Annotated in this window: 24 protein-coding genes; 14 read left to right on the forward strand and 10 right to left on the reverse strand. The window is 62.2% G+C overall.

Annotation, left to right across the window (positions count from 1 at the left end):
• Window positions 1–295 precede the first annotated feature (295 nt).
• The 7 genes from IEI94_RS01875 to IEI94_RS01905 form a co-directional block, all read right to left on the reverse strand.
• The gene (locus tag IEI94_RS01875) at window positions 296–1,903 is read right to left on the reverse strand and encodes a gamma-glutamyltransferase family protein (RefSeq protein WP_191165031.1); all 1,608 of its coding nucleotides are present in this window, start codon (window positions 1,901–1,903) and stop codon (window positions 296–298) included.
• A gap of 34 nt (window positions 1,904–1,937) precedes the next feature.
• Window positions 1,938–3,440 (reverse strand): tripartite tricarboxylate transporter permease, encoded by a 1,503-nt coding sequence (locus IEI94_RS01880; protein WP_191165033.1) that lies wholly within the window; start codon window positions 3,438–3,440, stop codon window positions 1,938–1,940.
• A gap of 12 nt (window positions 3,441–3,452) precedes the next feature.
• On the reverse strand, window positions 3,453–3,917 hold the full coding sequence (locus IEI94_RS01885; RefSeq protein WP_191165034.1) for a tripartite tricarboxylate transporter TctB family protein: 465 nt from the start codon (window positions 3,915–3,917) through the stop codon (window positions 3,453–3,455).
• Between the two features lie 69 nt (window positions 3,918–3,986).
• The gene (locus tag IEI94_RS01890) at window positions 3,987–4,982 is read right to left on the reverse strand and encodes a Bug family tripartite tricarboxylate transporter substrate binding protein (RefSeq protein ID WP_191165036.1); all 996 of its coding nucleotides are present in this window, start codon (window positions 4,980–4,982) and stop codon (window positions 3,987–3,989) included.
• 112 nt (window positions 4,983–5,094) lie between these two features.
• Complete coding sequence (locus tag IEI94_RS01895; protein ID WP_191165038.1) at window positions 5,095–5,625, reverse strand: chromate transporter; 531 nt, start codon at window positions 5,623–5,625, stop codon at window positions 5,095–5,097.
• Window positions 5,622–6,149 carry a chromate transporter gene (locus IEI94_RS01900; RefSeq protein ID WP_263574599.1) on the reverse strand — a complete coding sequence of 176 codons (528 nt, stop codon included), beginning with the start codon at window positions 6,147–6,149 and terminating at the stop codon, window positions 5,622–5,624. Before IEI94_RS01900 ends, IEI94_RS01895 begins: the two co-directional genes overlap by 4 nt.
• A 297-nt stretch (window positions 6,150–6,446) precedes the next feature.
• Window positions 6,447–7,136: a fumarylacetoacetate hydrolase family protein gene (locus tag IEI94_RS01905; RefSeq protein ID WP_191165042.1), complete on the reverse strand. Its 690-nt coding sequence runs from the start codon at window positions 7,134–7,136 to the stop codon at window positions 6,447–6,449.
• A 333-nt stretch (window positions 7,137–7,469) separates the two neighbouring features.
• Here IEI94_RS01905 and IEI94_RS01910 point away from each other — a divergent pair, with 333 nt between their 5' ends.
• Window positions 7,470–8,129: a GntR family transcriptional regulator gene (locus tag IEI94_RS01910; RefSeq protein WP_191165043.1), complete on the forward strand. Its 660-nt coding sequence runs from the start codon at window positions 7,470–7,472 to the stop codon at window positions 8,127–8,129.
• Between the two features lie 2 nt (window positions 8,130–8,131).
• Here IEI94_RS01910 and IEI94_RS01915 read toward each other — a convergent pair whose 3' ends face one another.
• Together IEI94_RS01915 and lexA are read right to left on the reverse strand one after the other, a co-directional pair.
• Window positions 8,132–8,749 carry an IMPACT family protein gene (locus tag IEI94_RS01915; RefSeq protein ID WP_191165045.1) on the reverse strand — a complete coding sequence of 206 codons (618 nt, stop codon included), beginning with the start codon at window positions 8,747–8,749 and terminating at the stop codon, window positions 8,132–8,134.
• A complete protein-coding gene (gene lexA, locus IEI94_RS01920; protein WP_191165047.1) occupies window positions 8,749–9,228 on the reverse strand; it encodes a transcriptional repressor LexA in 480 nt (159 codons plus the stop codon). The genes IEI94_RS01915 and lexA overlap by 1 nt, the downstream gene beginning before the upstream one ends.
• A 249-nt stretch (window positions 9,229–9,477) precedes the next feature.
• Between lexA and ccmA the strand changes: the two genes are divergently transcribed.
• The 13 genes from ccmA (at window position 9,478) to IEI94_RS01985 (ending at window position 24,465) form a co-directional block, all read left to right on the forward strand.
• Window positions 9,478–10,125: a cytochrome c biogenesis heme-transporting ATPase CcmA gene (gene ccmA / locus IEI94_RS01925; protein ID WP_191165049.1), complete on the forward strand. Its 648-nt coding sequence runs from the start codon at window positions 9,478–9,480 to the stop codon at window positions 10,123–10,125.
• Complete coding sequence (gene ccmB, locus IEI94_RS01930) at window positions 10,112–10,828, forward strand: heme exporter protein CcmB (RefSeq protein ID WP_191165051.1); 717 nt, start codon at window positions 10,112–10,114, stop codon at window positions 10,826–10,828. The genes ccmA and ccmB overlap by 14 nt, the downstream gene beginning before the upstream one ends.
• A gap of 13 nt (window positions 10,829–10,841) precedes the next feature.
• Window positions 10,842–11,582 (forward strand): heme ABC transporter permease, encoded by a 741-nt coding sequence (locus IEI94_RS01935; RefSeq protein WP_191165053.1) that lies wholly within the window; start codon window positions 10,842–10,844, stop codon window positions 11,580–11,582.
• Window positions 11,582–11,794, forward strand: a complete 213-nt coding sequence (gene ccmD / locus IEI94_RS01940; RefSeq protein ID WP_191165055.1) for a heme exporter protein CcmD — start codon at window positions 11,582–11,584, stop codon at window positions 11,792–11,794. The genes IEI94_RS01935 and ccmD overlap by 1 nt, the downstream gene beginning before the upstream one ends.
• Window positions 11,784–12,305 carry a cytochrome c maturation protein CcmE gene (gene ccmE / locus IEI94_RS01945; protein WP_191165057.1) on the forward strand — a complete coding sequence of 174 codons (522 nt, stop codon included), beginning with the start codon at window positions 11,784–11,786 and terminating at the stop codon, window positions 12,303–12,305. The genes ccmD and ccmE overlap by 11 nt, the downstream gene beginning before the upstream one ends.
• Before the next feature lie 12 nt (window positions 12,306–12,317).
• On the forward strand, window positions 12,318–14,309 hold the full coding sequence (locus tag IEI94_RS01950) for a heme lyase CcmF/NrfE family subunit (protein ID WP_318153343.1): 1,992 nt from the start codon (window positions 12,318–12,320) through the stop codon (window positions 14,307–14,309).
• The gene (locus IEI94_RS01955; protein WP_191165059.1) at window positions 14,306–14,833 is read left to right on the forward strand and encodes a DsbE family thiol:disulfide interchange protein; all 528 of its coding nucleotides are present in this window, start codon (window positions 14,306–14,308) and stop codon (window positions 14,831–14,833) included. The genes IEI94_RS01950 and IEI94_RS01955 overlap by 4 nt, the downstream gene beginning before the upstream one ends.
• On the forward strand, window positions 14,824–15,297 hold the full coding sequence (locus tag IEI94_RS01960) for a cytochrome c-type biogenesis protein (protein ID WP_191165061.1): 474 nt from the start codon (window positions 14,824–14,826) through the stop codon (window positions 15,295–15,297). The genes IEI94_RS01955 and IEI94_RS01960 overlap by 10 nt, the downstream gene beginning before the upstream one ends.
• Window positions 15,294–16,538 carry a c-type cytochrome biogenesis protein CcmI gene (ccmI, locus tag IEI94_RS01965; RefSeq protein ID WP_191165063.1) on the forward strand — a complete coding sequence of 415 codons (1,245 nt, stop codon included), beginning with the start codon at window positions 15,294–15,296 and terminating at the stop codon, window positions 16,536–16,538. The genes IEI94_RS01960 and ccmI overlap by 4 nt, the downstream gene beginning before the upstream one ends.
• A gap of 18 nt (window positions 16,539–16,556) precedes the next feature.
• Window positions 16,557–20,057: a chromosome segregation protein SMC gene (gene smc, locus IEI94_RS01970; RefSeq protein WP_191165065.1), complete on the forward strand. Its 3,501-nt coding sequence runs from the start codon at window positions 16,557–16,559 to the stop codon at window positions 20,055–20,057.
• A gap of 230 nt (window positions 20,058–20,287) precedes the next feature.
• Window positions 20,288–21,994, forward strand: a complete 1,707-nt coding sequence (gene zipA / locus IEI94_RS01975; protein WP_191165067.1) for a cell division protein ZipA — start codon at window positions 20,288–20,290, stop codon at window positions 21,992–21,994.
• Between the two features lie 138 nt (window positions 21,995–22,132).
• Window positions 22,133–24,199, forward strand: coding sequence for an NAD-dependent DNA ligase LigA (gene ligA, locus IEI94_RS01980; RefSeq protein WP_191165069.1), 2,067 nt, complete (start codon window positions 22,133–22,135; stop codon window positions 24,197–24,199).
• Window positions 24,196–24,465, forward strand: coding sequence for a YheU family protein (locus tag IEI94_RS01985; RefSeq protein WP_191165071.1), 270 nt, complete (start codon window positions 24,196–24,198; stop codon window positions 24,463–24,465). The genes ligA and IEI94_RS01985 overlap by 4 nt, the downstream gene beginning before the upstream one ends.
• Window positions 24,466–24,584: 119 nt before the next feature.
• Here the strand turns inward: IEI94_RS01985 and IEI94_RS01990 are convergent, their stop codons facing one another.
• Window positions 24,585–25,889, reverse strand: a complete 1,305-nt coding sequence (locus tag IEI94_RS01990) for a 2-hydroxycarboxylate transporter family protein (protein WP_191165073.1) — start codon at window positions 25,887–25,889, stop codon at window positions 24,585–24,587.
• Window positions 25,890–25,900 lie beyond the last annotated feature (11 nt).

Below are 25,900 nucleotides of genomic sequence, written 5' to 3' on the forward strand. Positions count from 1 at the left end.
AACGTATTGATGGGTCGCTTTATACTCCAGTGGTCACTCTTCTTTCGGCCAGAGGTACAGCTTCATTGGTCTTGATGGAAACTTTATATCCGGGGGAATACGTGCAGTGCTCCATATCTAGGGGTGGTGACTAAAAAGGGGGTGGCAGATGAATCCGTCCACCCCATTTTACTTATACTGTGAAGTTTTTATTAGAGGATCGATTACATGATGGTGACACCTCCACAAAATTTTATAAACAATTCCAGAAAATATTCAATTCGATTACGCTGAATTATAATCAATTAATTAAAAGTTAGAATGCCACTACAGCACCATCTGTTCGTGGTTCAGTAGCGCCGTTTAAGACCCCTGTATTTGGATCGCGCAAGATTATTTGGCCACGACCGAAGCTGATCGAGTCGGTGACCTTAACGATGTCGTGGCCGCGACGCGCTAGCGCCTGGGCGAGGTGGTCGGGGAAGTGCGGTTCGACCTCGACGGTTTTGCCCTTGGTCCATTTCCAGCGCGGCATGTCGAGCGCCGCCTGGGGGTTGAGGTGATCCTCGAGCATGGCGGTGACCACCTGCACGTGCCCCTGAGGCTGCATATAGCCGCCCATTACCCCGAACGGTCCTACCGCCTGGCCATCCTTGGTGATAAAGCCGGGGATGATGGTGTGGTAGGTACGCTTGCCCGGCGCCAGGGCATTGGGATGGTTCGGGTCCAGCGAGAACGACCAGCCGCGGTTCTGCAGGCTGATGCCGGTGCCGGGGATCACGATGCCCGAGCCGAAGCCTTTGAAGTTGCTCTGGATGAACGACACCATGTTGCCGTCGCCATCGGCGGTGGCCAGGTAGACCGTGCCGCCGGAGAGCGGGTTGCCGTGCACCGGGTCGACGGCCTGCTCGCCGATCAGTCCGGCGCGCGCCTTGAGGTAGCCGTCGTCGAGCATCTGCTCGACGCTGGGCCGCATGGCGTCACGTTCGGTGACGTGGGCAAAGCCGTCGACGTAGGCCAGCTTGGTGGCCTCGATGCGGCGGTGCAGGGTCTCTACCGGGTCGCGCCCTTCCGGCCCCATGCGCTCCAGCATGCCCAGCGCCTGAAGTACGATCAGGCCGCTGCCGTTGGGCGGAATTTCCCAGATATCGTGGCCCTTGTAGCGCACGCTGATCGGATCGACCCACTCCGGCTCGAAGCGTGCCAGATCCTCCTTGCGCAGCAGGCCGCCGTGCTCGCGGGAGAAGGCGTCGAGCTTGTCGGCAAGCTCGCCCTCGTAGAAGGCGCGGCCCTTGGTCTCGGCGATGGCACGCAGCGAGCTGGCATGGCCCGGCGAGGACCAGCGCTCGCCCGGCTGGGGCGCGCGGCCCTCGGGAGCGAAGGTGTCGAACCACGGCTTGAAGGCGGCGTCGTCGTAAGCCGAATAGCTGTGGAAGGCTTCGTTCCACATCTGATGAATGATCGGCGAGATCGGGAAACCCTCCTCGGCCAGCGCCACGGCGGGTGCCAGAAGGTCGGCGAAGGGCAGCTTGCCGAAGCGCTCGGAGAGTGCCGCCCAGGCGGCTGGGGCGCCGGGCACGGTGACCGGCAGCAGACCGTGGCTGGGGATGCTGTCGTGGCCCAGCGCCTTCATGGCCTCGATAGTCGCGGCCTGGGGGGCCGGGCCGCTAGCGTTGAGGCCATGCAACTTGCCATCGATCCATACGATGGCGAAAACATCGCTGCCGAGACCGTTGGATGTGGGCTCTACAACCGTAAGTGCTGCGGCAGTAGCTATAGCTGCGTCGACGGCATTGCCGCCATTTTTTAATGTTTCTATACCAACTTGAGAGGCAAGCGCTTGCGAAGCTGCCACCATTCCTCTGTGACCATATGTAACAACTCTTTTTGATGCTGACGGGTAGTATTGAGAGTCATTTTTCATGGAGCATATCCTTTACTGGTTTTTAGAAAATAAATTATTCACTGGTGCTTTGAGTTTTTCTTTTAATTGATTTTGCCTGATATATAGAAAATATAATAGAAGCAATTGTTAGAGCTATAAATGCAGCTGAAAGAGGCCTAGTAAAAAATGTTGTAAGGCTACTGTTGAGCTCAAGTGCCCGGAAGAACTGGTTTTCCAGTGTTTCTCCGAGTACCACTCCAAGTATTAACGGGGGGAGTGGGACTCCAGCTTTCATTAATAGATATCCAGCCAGCCCAAAGAAAAAGAGCACCCATATGTCAAATAGATTATTGTTTAGAGCAAAGGCGCCTATTGCGCAAAGTACTAATACTATGGGGATTAGAATTGGTTGTGGAACTAATGATATTTTAGTGAACCACCGGCACAAAAACAGTTGGCTGATTAATGTTATGAAAGCAGCCACAATTAGCGTTGCATAAATCGATCCGACTAGTATTGGGTTCTGTTCAAACATCAATGGACCAGGTTGAATTCCATGTAAGATGAATATTCCCATCATTATTGCCATGGTTAAATCGCCAGGTATGCCTAACGCAAGAGTTGGAATAAAAGCGCCTCCTGGTGATGCGCTATTTGATGCCTCCGATGCGACAATACCATCGGCAATACCAGTGCCAAATTTCTCAGGTTGTTTAGAAGCTTTTTTTGCTTGGTCGTAACTAATAAAATTTGCGACTGTACCACCGGTGCCTGGTAATGCTCCAATAAGGCTGCCAATTATTGATGAGCGAATCACATTAATTTTTTGCAGTGACATGTCTTTTAATATTAATGACATCGGAAATGAAACACTAACGTCATTGCCTTTTTTCTTGCTTTTATTATTCCCTTGCTCAATGTTCTCCATTAGTTGAGTAAAAGCAAAAACACCTATCATAACTGGCAGCATTTCAAAACCTGAAGAAAGTTGAGATAATCCAAAATCAAACCTTGTATTGCTATTCCTATCATAGCCAATTGTAGTAATAAATATGCCAATAGTTGCAGCTAGGATCCCTTTGACTATTTGCCCGCTGGATAAACCTGCAACAAGTGTAAGGGCAAATAAAATAAGTCCCGTGATCTCCCAAGGCCTGAAGTTCATGCTATATTTGGCGATAAAAGGACCGAATATTATTAAGATGATGCATCCAATTATGGCTCCAAAAAAAGATGCAGCCATACCAATTCCAAGTGCTCTCCCAGGCTCCCCTTTTTGTGCCATCGGATATCCATCATATACCGTAGTTATTGAAGATGGCGTGCCAGGTATCCCTAGCATGATTCCGGAGACAATTCCTCCAGAGTAACCACCAACCAAAACTGCTGTCATTAATGCAATTGCATCGATGGAACTCATAGCAAATGTGAAAGGAAATACCACCAGTATTGCCATTGTGATGGTGAATCCAGGTATGCTTCCACCAATTATGCCAAATATCACGCCGATTATAATTAGCGACAAAGTTTGAAAATCACCAATTTCTAGGAAAGACTGTATAATTGAGCTAGTCATCGCTTCGTCCTTTTATGGAAGCCAGATTCTAAGGCCGTATCTAAAAATGAAATAGATTGTTGGGACAAAGATGAGCGACGTTAATATGATGGTTGCTATTTTCTTTTTTGTATTGCAACCCATTAAAACAGTTTGCGTTGAGACCATGAAAAGTATTGTCGCTATTACGTAGCCGAAATATGGAAGTAATAATGCATATATTCCAAAAAATGCAAAAACTGAGATGCATTTAGCCTTTCCATCAAAAATCTTTTCTACATCCCTTAAGTTAAATTTTTTTATGCCGTTTTCTATTACCAGCGATTTTACAAAGATCAACAAGGACATTCCTGCTATCATATACAGTAAGATTCGTGGAAAAAATGCTGAGCCATGTGGTTGCCAGCTTGTTTTGTCAGGGATGTTGCCTGACTCATACAGTAATATAGCTACGATGAGTAGCATTACCACAGAAAGGAAGCGGTCTTTAGTGATCATGCTTGTTCTCGCAATGAGTCGGTGCTCGCGACCAATATTTATTAGGATAAATATTGGTCGCGAAATTGTTTACTCGTCAAACCCAATTGTTCTAGCTGCTGCGCCTAGATCTTCTTGGCTCTGATCAAGATATTGAAGATATTCTTCTCTAGGGAGAAAATTAACTATAGAGCCAAGTTCATTTTCTATCCGTTCCTGTAGCGCCTCATTGGCCATTGCTGTTTCAAAAGCAGCTTCTAAAATCGAAAGAATACCTTCAGGGGTGCCTTTTGGGGCAAAGAGTCCACGGTTGGTATAGTGGACCATATCAATACCTAGTTCCTGAAACGTAGGTGTGTCCGGAAGGTTGCTTAGCCTTTCGTCATGTGCCACGCCGAGCGATTTTAAATCACCAGATTCAAAAAAGGATACGGCGGTTGGCATATCCAGCATTGCAAAATCAATTTCTTGAGCAAGAAGAGCTTCAACTTGGTCGCTGGTACCTGGGTATCCAACCAGTCGGACGTCTTCCATTGAGATCCCGACAGTATTGAAAAATTGTGCCCAGAAGAAGTGATCAGTAGAGCTCGGCGTCATACTGAAAGTGACTTCGCCTGGGTTGTCAGCAACGTATTGAGCAATATCTTCAGCACTATTAATGGGATGGTCTGAATATGTCCCTGCCATATTAATCGTTTGGGTGAGCAGGGAGATAGGCTCAAAAGCGTCGTATGAATAGTCAACAGCTCCTGAGAGGTACGATGTGGCTATAGTATCGTGGCTGCCTAAAATGGTGTGACCATCTGGGCTTGCATCTTTAACGTGACGCGAACCAAGAGTGGCCCCTGCGCCAGCCATATTGACTGGAATAATTGACTCGGACAATTGCTTCTCAGCTTCTTGTCCTGCTAATCGGAAAATAATATCCGTAGCTCCGCCAGGACTATAAGGTATAACCACGCGCACTTCACGCTCAGGAAAAGAGTCGCTAGAATAAGCAGTGGTCGTAATTCCGAATGTTGTTGCAAGCGTGATAGTACTCGCAACCGCTATGATCTGAAATTTATTAATGTTAATGCGCTTCATATTAAGATGCCTATTGTTAAGTGATTTTTCATCATGCACTTTAGAAAGTGCATTTTTTGTGAGCGCGTGCCAAATTATTACTATCATTGTGTTTTAATAGATATATTAATTATTAGCCTAGTGCTAATCCTCCATATATTAAAGCGGCCAAGATCACCGCTGCTGGGTGGGTTTGATAGCGATATAGCGCGACTATTGCCGCACAAGCTATAAGCATAGTATGGAGTAATCCCGCACCCTGTATCCCCTCGTTGAAGAAGCTCCAGGTCAGCCAGGCCATCATCAGCGCAATCACCGGGCGTACCCACTGGCTCATGCGCTTGACCCGCGGCGACTCGCGATGACGGTAGAGCAGCCCCAGGGCGCCGAGCATCAGCAGCAGCGACGGCACCACGGTGGCAAATACCGCGACCACGGCGCCGCCCACGCCGGCCACGTCGTAGCCCACGTAGCCGGCCATCTTGGTGGCGATGGGGCTGGGCAGGGCGTTGCCCAGCGCCAGGGTCTCGGCGAACTCCTGGGCGCCCATCCAGCCGTAGCGGCCAACCACCTCGGCTTCGATCAGCGGAATGATCGCCGGGCCGCCGCCGTAGCCGATGATGTTGGGGATGAAGAAGGCCAGGAACAGCTCCCAATAGATCATGAGGTGGCCTCCTTGGGCGTCGGGCGCAGCAGCGCCGCGGCCAGGATGCCGCCGATGACCCAGCCGGGATGCACGCCGAGCAGATAGATCAGCATGCCGGCCACCGCCGCCATGGCCAGGCTGACGAGCCAGCCCAGCACCAACTGAGACTTGTTGAGGAAGTCCCAGGCCAGCTGTCCCATCATCACCATCACCACCGGCACCACGCCCTGGCCCATGCCCTGGATCCAGGCCACGTCGCGATAGCGGCTGAACACGCCGAGCAGCGCAATCATGGCGACAATGGTCGGCAGGATGACTGCCAGCACGGCGTTGATGCAGCCGGTCACGCCGCCGACGCGATAGCCGATATAGCCGGGCATCTTGGTGGCGATGGGGCCGGGCAGGGTGTTGGCGATGGCCAGGATGTCGGCGAACTCTTCGTCACTCAGCCAGGCGTGGCGCTTGACCACCTCCTGCTGGACGAGGGGGATCATCGACGGGCCGCCACCGAAGCCGAGCAGGCCGATGCGCAGGAATGCCATGAAAAGGTCTCGCTGGCTGGCATCGCGACTTGGGGGTGTCGAGAGGCTCATGCTTGAGGCCTGCAGTTCAACATCGTTGATGGCTTCTTGATGGTTGATTTTGTCATAGCCAATCGTCTTGTGAATTAAAAATCGATTATTTGATACTGACTATAGTGCTACTTCTCGAGAGGAGTCAATAGACGGGGGGCCGAGTCGACGTGCTGAAATAAGCAGGCTAGCGGGCTGCAGGTAGCGGCGAGGAGGTACGGCAGGCGCTGAAACAGGCGAGGCTGGCCGAGGCCAGCCTCGCTGATATCAGACGACCTTGAGGTGAATGTCACCGACGCCGTCGACGTGGCCCTGCAGCGTGTCGCCCTTCTTGACGGCCCCCACGCCGGCGGGGGTGCCGGTCATGATGATATCGCCGGGCGCCAGCTCGAACACCCCGGACAGGTGCTCGATGACTTCGGGTATCTTCCAGATCAGTTGATTGAGATCCCCCTCCTGCTTTATATCACCATTGACCTTGAGCCAGACGGCGCCGTTGTCGACGTCGACGCTCTCTTTCCTGACGATCGGGCTGCACGGCGCCGATTTCTCGAAGGCCTTGCCGATCTCCCAGGGGCGACCCATCTTCTTGGCTTGGCTCTGCAGGTCACGCAGGGTCATGTCGAGGCCCACGGCATAGCCGTATACGTGGGACATGGCATCCTGGGTGGAAATATCGCGCCCGCCCTTGCCGATCGCGACCACGAGTTCGATCTCGTAGTGCACCTCCTGGGAGTGCGCGGGGAGCGTGAAATCGCCGCCGAGGGTGACGTTGTCGGGGTTCTTCTGGAAGAAGAACGGCGGCTCCTTGTCAGGGTCGTGCCCCATCTCGACGGCGTGGGCAGCGTAGTTGCGGCCCACGCAGTACACGCGGCGTATCGGGAAGCGCTCATCGCCGCCGGCAACGGGTAGGCTGGCCGGCTTAGGAGGCGTAAACACGTAGTTGTCTTGGCTCATGAAGGGGGCCTTGCGGGTTGGTGCGCCCGCCGTCGGTGGCGGGCGCGGTGGTTGAGAGGGGAGTTATTCTTCGATGTTGTCGTCGGCCTACCGTGCAGCATGGTGAAGATGTCGTCATCAGTGCTGGCTGTGGCGGATGTGCCCAACCAGGGTGTGGCCAGGTGGCAATGGGCTTTTAAACAGGTCGAGTGGAGCATAGCGAGGAATTATCGTATTTTTTCATTGCTAATCGTCTTGTTGTTATAAAATCGATTATTGTGCTTAGAACGTAGATTGTTCTTCCAGGATGCGTCAAGCTTTGTGGTAATGAGTGGTCTTTCCATGGAGGCGAGAATGGACGTCCCGCAACGCAAACAGAGTGCAACTACCGCCAGTCGGGTGTTCGACGCCATGCGTCACGACCTGGTCAACGGCCGCTTCGCCGCCGGCGAAAAGGTGGCCATCAATGGTCTCAAGGAGCAGTACAAGGTGGGGCTGAGCCCGCTGCGCGAGGCGCTCAATCGCCTCGCCGCCTACGGACTGCTGGTGCAGGAAAACCAGCGCGGTTTTCGGGTGCCGCGGCTGGATCGGCGCGAGCTCGACGACGTCGCCGGCATGCGTCGCGAACTGGAAGGCATGGCGCTCGAGCGCGCGATCCTCAACGGCGACGCCGAGTGGGAATCTGAGCTGCTGGCCGCTGCGCATCGCCTCAAGCGGGCAGATCTATCGCCGACCAAGGTCGACGAGTGGGAACAGCTGCATACCCGCTTTCACAGCACCCTGGTGGCGCCCTGTGGGTCGGTTTGGCTGCTGCGCTTTATCGACCAGCTGCACGACCAGTTCGACCGCTACCGGCGTATGGCGCCCGGCGCGCCCGAGGTGCGCAAGATCCTCGACGCACAGCACGGTGAGCTGGTTGAGCTGGCGCTGGAGCGAGACGTCAAGGCGGCGCGAGGGCTACTCGAAGACCATATCGACCGCTCGTATCAGGTGGCCATGGGCAGCTGCAAGTAGGCTCAGGGTGTGATGGTGAGCCGTCCCTTGAGCCGCGAGGCCAGGTCGCCGAGGCGATCCTGGTGTTCGTCGACGGGCCAGCCGACCTGGAGGGTCACCCCCGAGGCCTGGTAGTCGGCCCCCTGAATGGGAATCTGGCGCTCGGCGAGCCAGCTGCGGGCCTCGGCCTCACCGGCGAAGTCGACGCCGAGCAGGAGGGGACGGCGGGGGATGAAGTCTCGCTGCGGCAGCCGCTCGAGGCCCAGTGCCACGGCCTGGGAGTAAGCACGGGCCAACCCGCCGGTGCCCAGCTTGGTACCGCCGAAGTAACGGATGACCACGCACCCCACCTGGCCAATGCCGGCGCCCTCCAGGACCTGGAACATCGGCCGTCCGGCGGTACCGCCGGGCTCGCCGTCATCGGAGAAACCGATCGCCTGCTGTTCGCCGGGCGGGCCGGCGATGAAGGCGCTGCAGTGGTGGCTGGCACCGGGATGGGCCTGGCGCGCGGCGGCCAGCAGCGATTCGAAGGCCTGGACGCTCGGGGCATGGCACAGCCAGCTGATAAAGCGGCTCTTTTCAACCTCCAGCTCGCTCGCGTGCCAGTCGCCCGCCTCAAGATCGGGAACCGGGTAGCCCATCACATCACGTGGGTGGGCTGGCGCATCACGCCCATCACCATCCCCAGCACCTTGATATCGTCGTTCTTGAGGAAGATCGGCGCCATGCTCTCGTTGGCGGGTTGCAGGCGCACGCCGGCCTTCTCGATATACAGCTTCTTCAGGGTAACCTCCTGATCGTTGATCATGACCACTGCGGTTTCGCCGTTTTCGGCGCTCTCCTGGCGTTCGATGATGATCACGTCGCCGTCGAAGATATTGCAGTCGATCATCGAGTCGCCGCACACCCGCAGGGCGTAGGTATTACGACGCACCATGCTCGACGGCACATAGACGCTGGCGGTATCGGTGCAGGCTTCGATGGGCATGCCAGCCGAGACCTTGCCGAGCAGCGGGACCTCGACAAGCTCGCCAAGCTCACTGGCATCGAGGGCTTCCCAGGATTCTGCCATGGGCAGGTTGGGTAAGCGATGCAGGTAGTGCGGTGCAGTGTGGAGCATGGTCTTTCTCCCTCCAGAATGGGGGTGCTAATACCTGTTGTTTTTTACAGCACTTCTGCATCATAGCAAGGGCGGCGCCAGTCGCAAGTGCTAGCGCTCTTTTGACTGCGCTTGATTGAGGTCAAGACAGCTCCCGATGCGACCGGCTGACGCATGGCGGGCGCTAGCCGCATTAGGCCATTCCGTGTAGAGTGCCGAGCCAATAATCGATGCTGGGAGACCGCGGTGCAGAGTGCGGTAAAAGGAGCCTTGAGCTTCCGCCTGCAAGCCCGCCGACTGGCCTGTGAACGCGATGACCGTGTGCTGTTTGACGACCTCGAACTCGAGATAGGGCCGGGGCAGATCGTGCGTATCGAAGGCCCCAACGGCAGCGGCAAGACCACGCTGCTGAAGATTCTTTCGGGACAGCTCGGCGACTATCAGGGTGAACTCTACTGGGATGACGTGCCGATGCACGAGGCCCGGGATGCGTTTCTCGCCAACTTGCTCTACCTGGGGCACGCGCCGGGCATCAAGGGCGCACTCACGGCGCTGGAGAATCTGCGCTGGCACCAGGCGCTCGCCGGTGAAGCGGGCGACCACCAGTCACGCATGGCGGCGTTGGCCGAGATCGGCCTGATGGGCTTCGAAGACGTGCCCTGCGCGCAGCTCTCGGCAGGCCAGCAGCGGCGTGTGGCGCTGGCCAGGCTGATCCTGATTCCGCGGCTGCTGTGGGTGCTCGACGAGCCCTTCACCGCCATCGACAAGGACGGTGTGGCGGCGCTGGAGCGCCGGCTACTCTCCCACGCCGCGCGGGGTGGGAGCGTGATACTCACCACCCACCACGACCTGGCGCCTCTCGGCGAGATCCGCCGCGTACGCCTCGGTGAAGGAGGCAGTGTCGATGCAGCACGCTGAGCGCCTGGCGGTGACGGAACCCCGCGGCGGCCTGGGGGTCGCACTAGCGGCGACCTTGCGCCGGGATCTGACGCTATTGATGCGTCGCCGCAGTGAGGTAATGAACCCGCTGGTGTTCTTCGCCCTGGTGATCACGCTGTTTCCGCTGGGTATCTCACCGGACGCGGCACTGCTGGCGACGATTGCGCCAGGGTTGCTGTGGGTGGCGGCGCTGCTGGCAACGCTGCTGTCGCTGGATTCGCTGTTTCGCGCCGACTTCGAGGATGGTTGCCTCGAGCAGATGCTGCTGGCACCGCAACCGCTGGCGCTGATGGTAATGGCCAAGGTGGCGGTACACTGGCTGCTGACCGGCCTGCCACTGGCGCTGATGGCGCCGCTGCTGGGGATTACCCTGGCGCTGCCGGCCGGCAGCTACGGCATCTTGATGTTGTCGCTGGCGCTAGGGACGGCCAGCCTGAGTCTGATCGGTGCCATCGGTGCGGCGCTGACGGTGGGACTGGCGCGCGGCGGCGTGCTGCTGTCGCTGCTGGTACTGCCGCTCTATGTGCCGGTGCTGATCTTCGGCACCGGCGCCGTGCAGGCGGCGCTGCTGGGCGATGCGCTGGCTGCGCACCTGGCGATTCTCGGCGCACTGCTGGCCGGCGCGCTGATGCTGGCGCCCTGGGCGATTGCCGCGTCACTGCGTATCAGTATCAACGGTTGAGAGGTTGAGAGGCATGTGGGCCTTTATTAACAAGTTGCGTTCCCCCAAGTGGTTCTACGCCATCAGCGCCAGGCTTCAGCCCTTTTTCTGGGTCGCAGCCGCGGCGCTGATCATGGTCGGTACCATCTGGGGCCTGGCCTTTGCCCCGGCCGACTACCAGCAGGGCAACAGCTTTCGGATCATCTATGTCCATGTGCCGGCGGCATTCCTGGCGCAGTCGATCTTCGTCAGCATGGCGGTCGCGGCGGTGGTGTTCATGGTATGGAAGATCAAGATCGCCGACATGGCCGCCGCGGTGATGGCCCCGCTGGGCGCAGCGATGACTTTTATCGCGCTGTTCTCGGGGGCGGTATGGGGCGTCCCCACCTGGGGCACCTGGTGGATGTGGGACGCGCGCCTGACCTCGATGCTGATTCTACTGTTCCTCTATTTTGGCGTGATCGCTCTGCGCGGCGCCTTCGCCAGCCGCGACAGCGGCTCACGGGCCGCCTCGGTGCTGGCCATGGTCGGGGTGATCAATATCCCGATCATCAAGTATTCGGTGGAGTGGTGGCACACGCTGCATCAGCCGGCCACCTTCACGGTCACCGGTCGTGTGGCGATGCCGATGGATATGTGGGCACCGCTGCTGCTGATGGTGCTGGGCTTCTACAGTTTCTTTATCGCCCTGACACTGATGCGCACCCGCAACGAGATCCTGCGTCGCGAGTCGCGCAAGCGCTGGGTACGTGACCTGGCCGGAGGGGGACACTGATGGCGTTCGCTTCACTCCAGGAGTTCTTTGCCATGGGCGGCCACGCCCCCTACGTGTGGTCGGCCTGGGCGGTGACCGCGGTGCTGCTGCTGGGATCGGTAGTGCATGCGCGCATCGAACGCCGCCAATTGATCCGTGATCTGCAACGACGTGAACGCAGGGAGCGCCGTGTCGGAAGCGAACCAGCGAGGAACCTAGCCGATGACACCTAAACGCAAACAGAAACTCTTCATCATCCTCGGGCTGATGTCGCTGGCGGCCATTGCCGTAGGGCTGACGCTGTTCGCCCTGCGCAGCAACATCAACCTGTTCTTCAGCCCGGTGCAGATCGCTGCCGGTGATGCCCCCTACGAGCGCACCATTCGCGCCGGGGGAATGGTCCGCGAGGGCTCTGTATCGCGCAATGCCGATAGCCTCGACGTCGAGTTCACGGTGACCGACTACGTCGACGACGTGCGGGTGCACTTCAACGGCATTCTGCCCGATCTGTTCCGTGAGGGGCAGGGCGTGGTGGTGGTCGGCGAACTGCAGCCCGACGGCTGGATCCGTGCCAATGAGGTATTGGCGCGCCACGACGAGAACTACATGCCGCCGGAGGTCGCCCAGGCGCTGGAGGAGGCGGGTTACTCACCGGCCGACTTCCAGGCCAAGGCCGCCGAAGTCGGCAAACGACTCGAAGCCCAGGGCGAGTATGCTGACGATAACGGCGCGAGCCAGTACTGATCCGGAGCCGCCATGCTGATCAAGATGATTCCCGAAATCGGCCACTTCGCGCTGGTGATTGCGCTGCTGCTGGCCATCGTTCAGGGCACCCTGCCGCTGGCGGGTGCCGCCACGCGGCGTCCGCTGTGGATGGCCTTCGCGCGGCCGATGGCCGCCGGCCAGTTCCTGTTCGTGGCGATTGCCTACGCCTGCCTCACCACCAGCTATATGCTCGATGACTTCAGCGTCGCCAACGTCGCCAACAACTCCAACTCGATGCTGCCGTGGTACTACAAGTTCAGCGCGGTGTGGGGCAATCATGAGGGCTCGGTGCTGCTGTGGAGCCTGATGCTGGCGGGCTGGGGCTTTGCCGCCAGCCGTTTTTCCCGCGACCTGCCCGAAGACATGGTGGCGCGGGTGCTGGGGGTGATGGGCCTGGTCTGCGTCGGCTTCCTGCTGTTCATCCTGGCCACGTCCAACCCCTTCGAGCGGCTGCTGCCCAATATTCCCTCCGACGGCGCCGACCTCAATCCGCTGCTGCAGGACTTCGGCCTGATCATCCACCCGCCGATGCTCTACATGGGCTACGTGGGCTTCTCGGTGGTCTTCGCCTTCGCCATCGCCGCGCTGCTCGGCGGCCGCCTGGACGCCGCCTGGACCCGCTGGGCGCGGCCCTGGACCAACCTGGCCTGGGCCTTTCTCACCGTGGGCATCGCGCTGGGCAGCTGGTGGGCCTACTACGAGCTCGGCTGGGGCGGCTGGTGGTTCTGGGATCCGGTGGAGAACGCCTCGCTGCTGCCGTGGCTGACCGGCACCGCGCTGATGCACTCGCTGGCGGTGACCGAGAAGCGCGGCTCGTTCAAGAGCTGGACGGTGCTGCTGGCGATCACTACCTTCTCGCTGTCGCTGCTGGGCACCTTCCTGGTGCGCTCCGGCGTATTGACCTCGGTGCACGCCTTCGCCAACGATCCGTCCCGCGGCTTCTTCATTCTGATGCTGCTGACCATCACCGTGGGGGTGTCGCTGCTGATCTTCGCCCTGCGCGCGCCCCGGGTCAGTCACACCGTGGGCTTCAACTGGGTCTCCCGTGACGCCCTGCTGCTGATCAACAACATCCTGCTGGTGATCATCACCGTCACCGTGCTGCTGGGCACCGTCTACCCGCTGCTGCTCGACGCCCTGGGCTTCGGCAAGATCAGCGTCGGCCCGCCCTACTTCAACGCCCTGTTCGTGCCGCTGACGGTGCTGATGTGCGTCTTTATGGGGCTCGGCCCCGGGGCGCGCTGGAAGAGCATGTCGGCCCGCGATCTGGGCCGGCGCGTCGCAGTCGCCGGCGTGGCGGCGCTGGTGCTAGGCGCCTCGCTGCCGCTGATCTTCGCCGATCACTGGAACCTGTGGGTGGCGATCGGCCTGATCACCGCACTGTGGATCGTGCTGCCGATGTTCCGCGATCTGATTGACAAGACGCGCAACGCCAGTTCGTTCGGCGCCGGTCTCAAGAAGCTGTCGCTGGCCTACTGGGGCATGCAGCTCGGCCATCTGGGGGTGGCGGTGACCATCGTCGGGGTGACAGTGGTCTCGCACTACAATATCGAGCGCAGCGTGCGCATGGGGCCGGGCGACACCGTGCAGGTGGCCGGCTACGAGTTCACCATGACCAACCTGCAGGCGCGTCGCGGCCCCAACTTCCTGGCCGATACCGCCACCATCGAAGTCAATCGGGTGGGCAGCGAGCGCAGCTTCGAGATGCGCCCCGAGAAGCGCCTGTACATCGCCCGCGGCATGCCGATGACCCAGGTGGCGCTGCGCCCGGGCTTCTTCCGCGACCTCTACGTGGCGATGGGTGAAGAGCTCGATGGCGACGACTGGGCGATGCGCATTCAGTACAAGCCGTTCGTACGCTGGCTGTGGCTCGGCGCCCTGCTGATGGGTGCCGGCGGTATCCTCGCCATCGCCGATCGCCGCTACCGGCGTCGGCGTAGCGCCGAGGCGCCTAAGGTGGCCGCCCGGGAGGCGCACGCATGAACCGCCGCCTGATCCTGCTGCTGCCGCTGCTGATCTTCATGATCCTCGGCGTGTTCCTGTATCGCGGCCTGTCGCTGGACCCGTTCCATCGCGACTCGGCGCTGCTGGCCCGGGAGTTCCCGAGCTTCGACATGGTCACCCTCGAGGATCCTGAGAGGCGCGTCGACCCCTCGCTGTTCCAGGGCGAAGTCACCCTGGTCAATGTGTGGGGCGAATGGTGCCCGGCCTGCAAGCAGGAGATGCCGCAACTGCTCGACCTCGCCGACCGCGGGGTGCGTCTGGTGGGGGTCAACTACCGTGATACCCGCGACAAGGGGCTCGGCTTTCTCGAGGAGTTCGGCAACCCCTTCGAGGTCAATATCTTCGACCCTGAGGGGACGCTGGGCTTCGATCTGGGCGTCTACGGTGCGCCCGAGACGTTTCTGGTCGATCGTGACGGAGTGATCCGCTATCACCATACCGGCTATATCGACCCCAGTGACGTCCGCGACCATATCTTGCCGGAGGTGGAAAAATGGCAGTGATCCGACACGCTACGCTGGTCTTGGTACTGACCCTGATCGCTGGCCTGAGCTGGGCGGGCGGTATCGAGCTGCGCGAGTTCGATGACCCGGTCATGGAGCAGCGCTACAAGAGCCTGACCGCCTCGCTGCGCTGTCCGCTGTGCGAGAACCAGGCGATTGACGACTCCGATGCGCCGATCTCCGGTGATATGCGCGAGCAGGTCTATGTGCTGCTCCAGGACGGCCGTTCGGATATCGAGATTCTCGATCATATGACCACGCGCTTCGGCGACTATGTGCTCTACAACCCGCGTCTCGAGGGGCGCACCCTGCTGCTGTGGGGCCTGCCCGGCACCCTGGTGGTGCTCGGCGGCGTGCTGGTGGTAGTAATCGTGCGGCGTCGGCGCACGGCCTCGGCGCAAGCGCTATCCGCCGAGGAGCGCGCGCGCCTCGATGAGCTGATCAACCGCGAGAGGACATCATGACGTTACTGTGGGCCGCCTTTGCCCTGCTGCTGCTGCCCGCCGCCTGGCTGCTGATCGCGCCGCTGCGCGGCGCTGGCCCGCTGCGCGAGGCCCAGGACGAATTCGAGGTCAATGACCGCACCGCCGAGCAGAACGTGGCGATCTATCAGCGTCGCCTGGCTTCGCTGGAAGCGGCACGTGATCGCGGTGACATCGATCAGGCGCGCTTCGACGAGGACCGTCTCGACCTCGAGCGCAGCCTGCTCGAGGACACCGAAAACCTCAAGCGGGCGCCGCTCAAGGCCGCCGCCGATGGGCGAATCGTGGTGCCGGTACTGCTGGTGCTGGTGGTGATCGCCAGCGTGGTCTGGTACCAGCGCGAGGGCGCCGAGGGGGACCTCACCCTGCACGCCGCCCAGCAGGAGGTTCGCGAGCACCCCCAGGGGTCCCGCGAGATGATGATCGAACGCCTCGAAGAGGAGGCCGCGCGTCAGCCGGGTAACGTCAACGTCTGGTACTCGCTGTTTCCGCTCTACCGCGACGCCAACCGCCCCGCCGAAGCGCTGGATGCCCTGGAGCGTCTGATCGAGATGGAGGGTCGCGAGCCTTCGCTGCTGGCTCAGAAGGCACAGCTGCAGTTCTTTATCGCCCAGCGTCAGATGAACGACGAGGTGCGTGCCCTGGTCGACGAAACCCTTGAGCTCGACCCGCGTCAGCCCACCGTGCTGGGCATGCTGGGGATCAACGCCTTTGACGAGGGGCGCTATGAGGACGCCATCGATCACTGGCGCCGCGCCATCGCCGGCTACGACGACCCGGGTTCCGCGGCGGCCCTGCGCGAAGGTATCGCCGCCGCCCAGGAGCGTCTGGGGTACTCGGATGAAGAGATCGAGGCAGATCTCGCCGAAGGGCCGGGGGTACGCGTCGAGGTGAGCCTCGATGACGCCCTGCGCGACCAGGTCGACGATGAGGCCACGGTATTCGTGGTGGCCCACGACCCCGAGGGTGAAGGGCCGCCGCTGGCGGTGGCACAGCTGCTGGTAGGCGAGCTGCCGACTTCGGTGACCTTGAGCGATGCCAACGCCATGAGCGACCAGGGGCGGATTTCCCAGGTCAATCAGGTGCGGCTGATGGTGCGGGTGTCGCCCAGCGGTCAAGCTACGCCGCAGCCTGGCGACCTGTTCGGCGACCACGACGCCGTGCCGGTGGGTGCTACCGACGGCGATGCGGTGTCGGTGGTTATCGACCGCGTCTTCGAGTAACGGAGGCCGACTGCCGCCATGCGCCTCACCTCGATCAAACTGGTCGGCTTCAAGTCCTTCGTCGACCCGGTGACGGTGCCCTTTGACGGCAATATGACCGCCATCGTCGGGCCCAACGGTTGCGGCAAGTCCAACGTCATCGACGCGGTGCGCTGGGTCATGGGCGAATCCTCGGCCAAGACCCTGCGCGGCGAGTCGATGACCGACGTCATCTTCAACGGCTCCACCGGTCGCAAGCCGGTGGGGCAGGCCTCCATCGAGCTGCTGTTCGACAACCGCGACGGCAGCATGGGCGGCATGTACGCCCAGTACGCCGAGATCGCCGTCAAGCGGGTGGTCACCCGGGACGCCCAGTCGAGCTACTTCTTCAACGGCCAGAAGTGTCGCCGCCGCGATATCGCCGACCTGTTCATGGGCACCGGCCTGGGGCCGCGCTCCTACGCCATCATCGGCCAGGGCATGATCTCGCGACTGATCGAAGCGCGCCCCGACGATCTGCGCGCCACCCTCGAAGAGGCCGCGGGGATCTCCAAGTACAAGGAGCGCCGCCGCGAGACCGAGAACCGCATGCGACGCACCCAGGAGAACCTGGAACGTCTCGACGACATTCGCGAAGAGCTCGACAAGCAGCTCGAGCGCCTCCGGCGTCAGGCCGAGGCGGCCAAGCGCTACCAGACCCTCAAGCAGCAGGAGCACCGCCTCAAGGGCGAGCTGGCGCTGCTGCGTGCGCGTGCCCTGCGCGCCGACCAGGGCGAGCAAGAGGCCCGGGTGCGCGACCTGGAGACCGCCGTGGAGCGCGAGCTGCTCGGTGCCCGCCAGTGCGAGTCGCGCCTCGAGGAGGCGCGACTCGAGCACGATGGCCTCAACGAGCGCCTGGAGGGCTGCCAGGCGCGTTTCTATGAAACCACCGCGGCCATCGCCCGCCTCGAGCAGCAGCTCGAGCATGCACGCTCCCGCGACCAGCAGCTGGCCCGCGACCTGGAGAGCACCCGCAGTGAGCTCGCCGAGCTCGATCGGCTCGGCGAGGCCGATGCCCTGCGCCTGGCCGAGCTCGATGAACAGCTGGCGGCGCTTGGGCCGGACCAGGAGGCGGTCGCCGAACAGCTGGAAGAGCTCGAAGCGGCCCTCGAGGAGGCCGAACAGCGCCAGCAGCAAGCCAGCGAACGCTGGGAGACCTTCAACGACGGCCATCGCGACGCCAGCCGCGACGCCGAGCGCGCCCAGGAGCGTATCACCGGCCTCGAGCGTGGCCTCGAATCCTTGATTCAGGAGCGCCAGCGGCGTCAGCAGCAGCGCGATGAGCTGCCCGACGCCGGCGAACTGCGCGAACAGCGCGAGCAGCTCGCCGAACGGCTTGCCGAGCTGGATCTCGAGCAGCAGGCGCTGGCCGAGCAGCGTGACGCCCAGCTGGCGCGTCGCGACGAAGCCCGCCAGCGCCGCGAGCAGGATGAAGCGCAGCGCGAGACGCTGCGTCAACAGCGCAGCCAGCGCCAGGGCGAGCTGGCCTCGCTGGAGGCGCTGATCGAGGCGGCGCTGGTCGACGCCAACGCTTCACTGACCCAGCACCTCGACGAACACGGCCTGGGCGAGGCGCCGCAGCTGGGTGAGCGGCTAGAGGTCAGCGCCGGCTGGGAGGACGCGGTCTCCTGGGTGCTGGCGCCCTGGCTCAACGCCCGCCTGGTCGAGCTGCCCGCCGCCCAGGCGGTGCTCGACGGCCTTGCTGGCGGCGAGCTGGCGCTGCTCGATGCGGCCAGCGGCGAGCAGCAAGCCTCAGCGGATAGCCTGGCCGCCCGGGTCAGCGGGGCGGGCGCCTGCCAGGCGCTGCTGGGCGACATCCTCACCGCCGAGTCGGCCAGTGAGGCGTGGCAGCGTCGCGCGGAACTGGCCCCGGGACAGAGCCTGATTACCCGCGATGGGCTATGGCTGGGCCGCGGCTGGGCGCGTCGCCGCGCCGGCCAGCAGCACGCCGATAGCCTGCTGGTCAGCCGCCGACGGCGTGACGAAGTCGCCGCCGAACTGGAGCGACTCAACGCGCAGCTCACCGACCTCGATGCACGGGTGGACGCCTCTCGCGAGGCCAGTCGTGAAGCCGAGGCAGCACTCGAGGCCAGCCGAGAGCCGGAGGCCGAGCTGCAGCGGCGGCGTCAACAGTTGGCCCTCGAGGAAGCCAATCTCGGCACCCGGCTCGACCACCTCGACGCTCGCAGCCGAGAGCTCGACGCCGAGCTGGCCAGCCTGGCGGAGCGCCGCGAGGCGCGCGCACTGGAGCTCGAGGAGGCCCGCGAGACCTGGCAGCAGGCCATGACGCGGCTGGAGGCCAGCGGTGTCACCCGCGAGCAGCTGGAGCGCGAGCGGCGCGATGCCGGCGAAGCGTTACAGGCGCTGCGGGTGCGTCAGCGGCCGTTGAGCGAGCGCCGTCAGCTGCTGGCGCTTGACCTGCAACGCCTGTCGACTGAGCGCGCCGGGCTTCTTCAGCAGCGCGAACGCGGCCAGGAGAGCCGTGCCCGCCTGGAAGAGAAATACGCCGAGCTGAGCGCCAGCCGCGAAGCCCTGCATGAACCCGAGGATATCGAACGCGAGCGCCTCGAAGAGCTGTTCGAGCAGCGCGAGCGCCATGAGCAGGCGCTCAACGCCTGCCGCGACCAGGCCGCCGAGTTGAGCGAGCGGCTGCGCAAGGATGAACTCGAGCGCCAGACCCACGAGCGCAACCTGGAAGGGGTGCGCGAGCGGCTGCAGGAGGCGCGGCTGCAGGTCCAGGCGCTGAAGCTCAAGGCCGATGCCCAGGACGAGCAGCTCGGTGAACTGAACCACGATGCCGCGGCGCTGGCCGAACAGCTCGATCCCGAGGCCACCGAATCGGCCTGGCAGGCGCAGTTGGAAGGCATCGCCGAGAAGGTCCGCCGGCTAGGGGCCATCAACCTCGCCGCCATCGAGGAGTACGATCAGCAGGCCGAGCGGCGTGACTACCTGGAGGCCCAGCACGCCGAGCTCAGCGAGGCGCTGGAGACCCTGGATCGGGCGATTCGCAAGATCGACCAGGAGACCCGTACCCGCTTCAAGAAAACCTTCGATCAGGTCGATGCCGGTCTACAGACGCTTTTCCCCAAGGTCTTCGGTGGTGGAACCGCATGGTTGACGCTTACCGGAGAGGATTTGCTGGAGACCGGGGTGGCGATCATGGCAAGACCGCCGGGTAAGAAGAACAGCACCATTCATTTGCTGTCTGGGGGAGAAAAAGCCCTGACTGCATTGTCACTGGTATTTGCTATCTTCCAACTCAATCCGGCACCCTTCTGTATGCTTGATGAAGTGGATGCGCCACTCGATGACGCCAATGTGGGTCGTTATGCGGCGCTGGTCAAAGAGATGTCTGAGACCGTACAGTTCATATATATCACCCACAACAAGATCGCCATGGAGGCCGCCGAACGCTTGATGGGGGTGACCATGCAGGAGCCGGGGGTATCGCGGCTGGTTTCCGTGGGGGTCGAAGAGGCCGCGGAGCTGGCAGAAGCCTGAACCACTTGCACCACAACAGCAAACGCGTTAACAAGGAAGAAACATGATGAAGGTCAAGGATAGACGCAGGGCATTTGCATTGGGCGCCATCACCTGGCGATTTATCATTCGCCAAGTGTGATTGACAAGCTTGACATTCAAAAAAAGTGGCCCTTTTTTTGGTAATCGCGCTATGCTGTTGTCGAACAACTTATCAGGCATGGCGCCTTAGCAAACAGGCAAGATGACCCATGGAACTAAGAGAGTGGCTGATCATCCTGGGGCTGGCCCTGGTGACCATCATCGTTATCGACGGTGTGCGTCGCCTTCAGCGTCAGCGTCGCGTGCCCCGACTGGACCAGGTCGATACACGACCGACGAATGGTACCCAGCGGGTCGACATGGATCTCGACGATGCGGCCAAAGCGGCCGAGATCAACTGGGAGTTGCCTAACGGCGGTGCCCGGGTGATTCGCCCTGCTGCGTCGGAGCAGGTAGCACCCAAACCCAAGCTGAGGCGCCAGGAGCATCCGGGCGCCTCGCGTGTGCTGGCGGAGTGGCGTGACAAGTCGCGCAGTGCGTCTTCCAGTGGCGCCTCATCCGCCACTGCAGCCTCGGCTGATGTGCCGACGGCAAAGACCACTGAAGTCCCCCGCGCTGCGGAGGGCCGTGACGAGCGACCTGTTGCTGCGCCTGAGACGTCATCTCCAGCGCCTGAGACTGCAGCCCCTGCGCCTGAGACGACCGCAGGCGCAGCGGCTGAAGCCGGCCCGGCATCGGCACCAGCGTCCCGCACCGAACCAGCGTCCCGCACCGAGGAGGCACAGGCGGGCGACGCTGCGACCACCGGAGATTCGCCGCCGCGCACCCAGGAGACGGCACGCACCGAGCCTACGCTCTCGGCGCTGGATAGCGACGATGAACCGCAGGCCTCCAGCGAGCCGCTGGCCGCCGATCCCGAAGATCACGACGAGCTCCTCGATACCGAGCGCTACCGGCTGGTCGACCTCGAGGGCATGACCGACTCGTTCAAGGAGCGCTCCTCTCAGGTTGGGGCCTCGATGCAGCGTTTCGGCTCCTCGATGAAGCAATCCCTGGCCGCGCGCAAGGAGCAGCGCAAGAAGGACAAGCTCGAGAAGGCGCGTCTCAAGGCCGAGAAGCAGGCCCGCGAGGCCAGCCGCCGCAAGCAGGCCGAAGCCGAGAAAGCCGCCAAGCTGGCCGCCGAACGCGAGCAGGAAGCGGCGCGCCAGGAGGCGCTGCGTGAACAGCAGTCGATCGACGCTCAGGATCAGGACGATCCGCTGTTTGCGCCGAGCCGTCTGCATCACGTCGATAGCCGCTATGCCGACCCGGCGACGTCCGAGGCCGCTAGCGTGCAGCGTCCGGTGGACGACTCGGTGTACGAGTCGCGGCCCGCTGGCGAACGCGAACCGGTGGTGACATCGCATCCGGTGGTCGAGAAAGCGCTGCGTCACGACGTCAACGTCGAACACGCCCGCGATACCCTGAGCCATGCCGAAGAAGTCATCGTCATCAGCATCATGTCGCGGGATGAGGAGGGCTTCAGCGGTTCGGCGCTGCTTGATCTGATGCTGGCCTGTGGCCTGCGCTACAGCAGCGACATGGGTATCTTCAACCGCTTCGAAACCGAAGACAGCGAAAGCGAACTGCAGTTCTCGATGGTCAACGTGGTCAAGCCCGGCACCTTCCCGCTGGATGCCATGGACGAGTTCCGCACCCCTGGCGTCACCCTGCTGATGCCGCTGCCGGGCGCGGTGGACACCGCCGCCGCCTTCGAAGCGATGGTCGAGACCGCGATGGTGATCGTGCGCCACCTCGGTGGCGAGCTGAAAGACGAGAATCACAGCGTGATGACCGCCCAGACCGTCGAATTCGCCCGTCAGCGAGTCCAGGAGTTCGAGCGCCGCCACCGGCTGCATCGCTACCAGGCGAATTAGCACCCAAGGCCCAGCGCCTAGCGGAAAGCCAACAACCCCCGGTGCATCCCACTGGGGGTTGTTGTTTTGGTAAGCTAGGCGGCACTGATTTGGCCTCGCGCTTCGAGGCCTACTCTCTGCACCGAGACCTCTGATTCAATGACCCAGCCCGACCCGACCGTCCTCGATGAGATCCAGCGCCTGCGCCGCGAGCTCGACGACGCCAACTACCGCTACTATGTCCTCGACGACCCGGCCATCAGCGATGCGGACTACGACCGCCAGCTGCGCCGCCTGCAGACCCTCGAGGATCGATATCCCGACCAGGTGACCACTGACTCGCCGACACAGCGGGTCGGCGCGGCACCCGCCGAGGGTTTCCCCGAGGTGGAACACGCGGTGCCGATGCTATCGCTGGGCAACGCCTTCGACGACGACGAACTGCGCGCCTTCGTCAAACGCGTCGGCGACCGACTCGAGCGCGACGGCGAGCAGCTGACCTTCTGCTGCGAGCCCAAGCTCGACGGCGCCGCGGTATCACTGGTCTACGAGCGCGGTGAGCTGGCCTTCGGTGCCACCCGCGGCGATGGCCGCACCGGCGAGGGCATTACCTCCAACCTCAAGACCCTGAAGTCGATCCCCTTGAAGCTGCGCGGCGAAGCATGGCCCGAGCTGCTGGAAGTGCGCGGCGAGGTCACCATGCGCCACACCGACTTCGAGGCGATGAACGACAAGGCGCGCAGCGAGGAGGGCAAGGTGTTCGCCAATCCGCGTAACGCCGCCGCCGGCAGCCTGCGCCAGCTCGACCCGGCGATTACCCGCACCCGGCCGCTGGAGTTTACCGCCTACCAGGTGGCGCGCATCGAACCGGACCTCGGCGATGCCACCCACAGCGCGCTTATGAAACGCCTCGGCGCTCTCGGTTTCCGCACCAGCCGCGAGCTGACCACCGTCACCGGCAGCCAGGGGCTGATCGACTACTGCCGGTGGCTGGGCGAGAAGCGTGACGCGCTCGGTTACGATATCGACGGCGTGGTGATCAAGGTCGATGACCTGCGCCTGCAGCGCGAGCTGGGCTTCGTGGCCCGTGCGCCGCGCTGGGCGGTGGCCTACAAGTTTCCCGCCCAGGAGCAGACCACGCGGCTCAACGACGTCGAGTTCCAGGTCGGCCGCACCGGGGCCATCACCCCGGTGGCGCGCCTCGAGCCGGTCACCGTTGCCGGGGTCACGGTCTCCAACGCCACCCTCCACAACGCCGATGAGATCGCCCGGCTGGGGGTGATGATCGGCGACACCGTGAGCATACGCCGTGCCGGTGACGTGATTCCCCAAGTGGTAAGGGTGCTCGAGGATCAGCGCCCGGCGGACGCCCGCGAGATCGTCTTTCCCGAGCGCTGCCCGGTATGCGACTCGGCCATCGAGCGGGTCGAGGGCGAGGTGGCGGCACGCTGCAGCGGCGGGCTCTACTGCGCCGCCCAGCGCAAAGAGGCGCTCAAGCACTTCGCCTCGCGCCGCGCGCTGGATATCGACGGCCTGGGCGAGAAACTGATCGACCAGCTGATCGAGCGCGACTGGGTCACGACGCCCGCCGACCTGTTCCGCCTCGACGCCGAGCGGCTCGCCGAGCTGCCGCGCATGGCGCAGAAGTCCTCCGAAAACCTGGTGGCGGCACTGGAGAAGGCCAAGCAGACCACGCTGCCGCGCTTTATCTATGCGCTGGGCATCCGCGAAGTGGGCGAGGCTACCGCCAGCAATCTGGCCCGCCACTTCGGTACCCTGCAGGCGCTGATGGCCGCTGAGCAGAGCGATCTCGAGGCGGTGGACGATGTGGGACCCATCGTTGCCGCGCATGCTCACGGCTTCTTCCGCGAGCCGCATAACCGCGAGATCATCGAAGACCTGCTCAGCTGCGGGCTGACCTGGGAGGAGCAGGAGGTCGTCGCGCGCCCCCAGCCGCTGGCTGGCGAGACCTGGGTGCTCACCGGCACCCTGGAGACCCTGACCCGTGACGAGGGCAAGGCGCGGCTCCAGGCGCTGGGCGCCAAGGTCGCCGGCAGCGTCTCCAAGAAGACCGCCTGTGTGGTGGCCGGGCCCGGCGCCGGCAGCAAGCTGGCCAAGGCCGAGGAGCTGGGAGTGACGGTGATCGACGAAGCCGAACTGCTGGCGCGGCTGACGCGCTGGGAAGCCGGTGACAGCCACCCGACAGACGAGGAGAGTGCCCCATGAGCGGACGTTTCGTGGAAGTGCCCCACGGCATGCTGCCCGGCGAGACCCTCGACGCCCTGCTCGAGGCCTTCGTGACGCGCCAGGGCTACGACACCACCGACACCTCCGGCGACGGCATGCGCGGCTGGACGGCTCAGCTCAAGCAGCAGCTGGAGCGCGGCGAGCTGCTGATCGCCCATGACCTGCAGACCGAGACCACCGAGGTGATGACGCTGGCCCAGTGGCGCGCCTTTGGGCGGGATCTGGCCGATGATGAGGAAGACTGAGAGGGTGTCTACAAATTACTGCGCTCGGCCTTTTGTAGACACCCTCTGAGCGGCCAGCAAAAAAACAGGCCCTGCCGTTACGACAGGGCCTGAAGCAGGCGGGGGTGTTCGAACCGCGCCTAGTTGAACAGCAGCGGCAGGCCCAATCCCGAGATCAGCAGAATCAGTGCGCCACCCAGGCGCGATGAGATCTGGGCGAAGGGCATCAGGCGCATGCGCCGCGCCGCGGAGAGCACCGCCACGTCGCCGGTGCCGCCCATATTGGCCATGCACAGCCCGGCGGTGATCGCCGACTCGATGGGGTAGAAGCCGACCAGCTTGCCCAGCAGGCCGGCGCCCAGGGCCGCCCCGGCCACCACCGCGAAGACGATCAGCACATAGGCGGGGGTCAGCGCCTCGATCACGGTGCCCAGGTCGGTATAGGCAACGCCGATGCCGAACAGCAGCGCAAAGGTCCAGTTGCGTGCCACGAAGCCGTACCACTGGGTGGCAGCATCGGCCAGCGACTGGGGCACCAGGCCAAGGATCTTGAACAGTGCCACGGCGACGATCATCAACGCATAGGGGTGCAGCGGGATCAGATCGGCGAGCACCTGGCCGCCGATATAGAAGCCCAGTGCCACCATCACGCCGGTGCCCATGCTGGCCAGGTCGAGGGTCTGTTGACGCTCTTCGATCTTGACTCCCGGCATGATCTGGCCATCGCCGGACAGCGACGGATAGCGCTCACCGAGCTTGGCCAGCAGGCTGGCGAAGACGATGGCGAAGACGTTGCCCAGCGCCAACGCCGGCACCAGCAGCGAGATGTAGTAGCTGGCCGGCTGGCCGAGCATCTGCTCGTAGATCTGGCTCATGGGTACCGCGCCGGCGCCCATGCCGCCGCCCAGGATCGGTAGGGTAATCACCAGTACCGCATCGGCGATGGTGAAACCGACCAGACTGCCGATCAGGCCCGCTAGCAGCGCCGCGCCCAGCACGGCCCCGATGATCGGCACGAAATAGCGGGTGCCGATCTTGACCAGCGAGCCGGCATCCATGCCCAGGATGCTGCCGGTGATCAGCGCGGCAATATAGAAATTGAGGAAGTCGCCGCCCTGCATGAAGGTGGTGATGGTCTCGCCCACGGCGTCCGGCAGCACCGGGAAATACATCAAGGCGGCGGCGCCGAAGATCGCCAGAATGGCGCCGCCGCCGAGATAGCTGCGCACGATGGGCAGGCGGTCACCGATAAAACCGAGCAGCTCGCCGAACACCATCATCACCAGCAGGCCGCCAATCATCCCGGCGGGCAGGTTGTCGGTGTAGATCGCGGTCACCAGCACGGCGGTCAACAGGCCGAAGGCCGTCAGCGGCATGCCGGCGATGCGCGGCAGGCTATGCCGGGGATTGACGAACTCGGTCGTCGCGTCGTTGGCGTGGCTCATGCGTCTCCTCC

The sequence above is a fragment of the Halomonas sp. ML-15 genome (genome assembly GCF_014779595.1).
Classification (GTDB): domain Bacteria; phylum Pseudomonadota; class Gammaproteobacteria; order Pseudomonadales; family Halomonadaceae; genus Franzmannia.

What these genes read in the sequence shown, in the direction of transcription:
- IEI94_RS01880 (WP_191165033.1), bottom strand. Translation starts at nt 3,440, where the DNA reads ATGACTAGCTCAATTATACAGTCTTTCCTAGAAATTGGTGATTTTCAA.
- IEI94_RS01900 (WP_263574599.1), bottom strand. Translation starts at nt 6,149, where the DNA reads ATGGCATTCCTGCGCATCGGCCTGCTCGGCTTCGGTGGCGGCCCGTCG.
- zipA (WP_191165067.1), top strand. Translation starts at nt 20,288, where the DNA reads ATGGAACTAAGAGAGTGGCTGATCATCCTGGGGCTGGCCCTGGTGACC.
- smc (WP_191165065.1), top strand. Translation starts at nt 16,557, where the DNA reads ATGCGCCTCACCTCGATCAAACTGGTCGGCTTCAAGTCCTTCGTCGAC.
- IEI94_RS01910 (WP_191165043.1), top strand. Translation starts at nt 7,470, where the DNA reads ATGGACGTCCCGCAACGCAAACAGAGTGCAACTACCGCCAGTCGGGTG.
- IEI94_RS01955 (WP_191165059.1), top strand. Translation starts at nt 14,306, where the DNA reads ATGAACCGCCGCCTGATCCTGCTGCTGCCGCTGCTGATCTTCATGATC.
- IEI94_RS01895 (WP_191165038.1), bottom strand. Translation starts at nt 5,625, where the DNA reads ATGATCTATTGGGAGCTGTTCCTGGCCTTCTTCATCCCCAACATCATC.
- IEI94_RS01950 (WP_318153343.1), top strand. Translation starts at nt 12,318, where the DNA reads ATGCTGATCAAGATGATTCCCGAAATCGGCCACTTCGCGCTGGTGATT.
- ccmE (WP_191165057.1), top strand. Translation starts at nt 11,784, where the DNA reads ATGACACCTAAACGCAAACAGAAACTCTTCATCATCCTCGGGCTGATG.
- IEI94_RS01890 (WP_191165036.1), bottom strand. Translation starts at nt 4,982, where the DNA reads ATGAAGCGCATTAACATTAATAAATTTCAGATCATAGCGGTTGCGAGT.
- IEI94_RS01935 (WP_191165053.1), top strand. Translation starts at nt 10,842, where the DNA reads ATGTGGGCCTTTATTAACAAGTTGCGTTCCCCCAAGTGGTTCTACGCC.
- IEI94_RS01905 (WP_191165042.1), bottom strand. Translation starts at nt 7,136, where the DNA reads ATGAGCCAAGACAACTACGTGTTTACGCCTCCTAAGCCGGCCAGCCTA.
- ligA (WP_191165069.1), top strand. Translation starts at nt 22,133, where the DNA reads ATGACCCAGCCCGACCCGACCGTCCTCGATGAGATCCAGCGCCTGCGC.
- IEI94_RS01885 (WP_191165034.1), bottom strand. Translation starts at nt 3,917, where the DNA reads ATGATCACTAAAGACCGCTTCCTTTCTGTGGTAATGCTACTCATCGTA.
- ccmB (WP_191165051.1), top strand. Translation starts at nt 10,112, where the DNA reads ATGCAGCACGCTGAGCGCCTGGCGGTGACGGAACCCCGCGGCGGCCTG.
- IEI94_RS01960 (WP_191165061.1), top strand. Translation starts at nt 14,824, where the DNA reads ATGGCAGTGATCCGACACGCTACGCTGGTCTTGGTACTGACCCTGATC.
- IEI94_RS01990 (WP_191165073.1), bottom strand. Translation starts at nt 25,889, where the DNA reads ATGAGCCACGCCAACGACGCGACGACCGAGTTCGTCAATCCCCGGCAT.
- ccmD (WP_191165055.1), top strand. Translation starts at nt 11,582, where the DNA reads ATGGCGTTCGCTTCACTCCAGGAGTTCTTTGCCATGGGCGGCCACGCC.
- ccmI (WP_191165063.1), top strand. Translation starts at nt 15,294, where the DNA reads ATGACGTTACTGTGGGCCGCCTTTGCCCTGCTGCTGCTGCCCGCCGCC.
- IEI94_RS01915 (WP_191165045.1), bottom strand. Translation starts at nt 8,749, where the DNA reads ATGGGCTACCCGGTTCCCGATCTTGAGGCGGGCGACTGGCACGCGAGC.
- IEI94_RS01985 (WP_191165071.1), top strand. Translation starts at nt 24,196, where the DNA reads ATGAGCGGACGTTTCGTGGAAGTGCCCCACGGCATGCTGCCCGGCGAG.
- lexA (WP_191165047.1), bottom strand. Translation starts at nt 9,228, where the DNA reads ATGCTCCACACTGCACCGCACTACCTGCATCGCTTACCCAACCTGCCC.
- IEI94_RS01875 (WP_191165031.1), bottom strand. Translation starts at nt 1,903, where the DNA reads ATGAAAAATGACTCTCAATACTACCCGTCAGCATCAAAAAGAGTTGTT.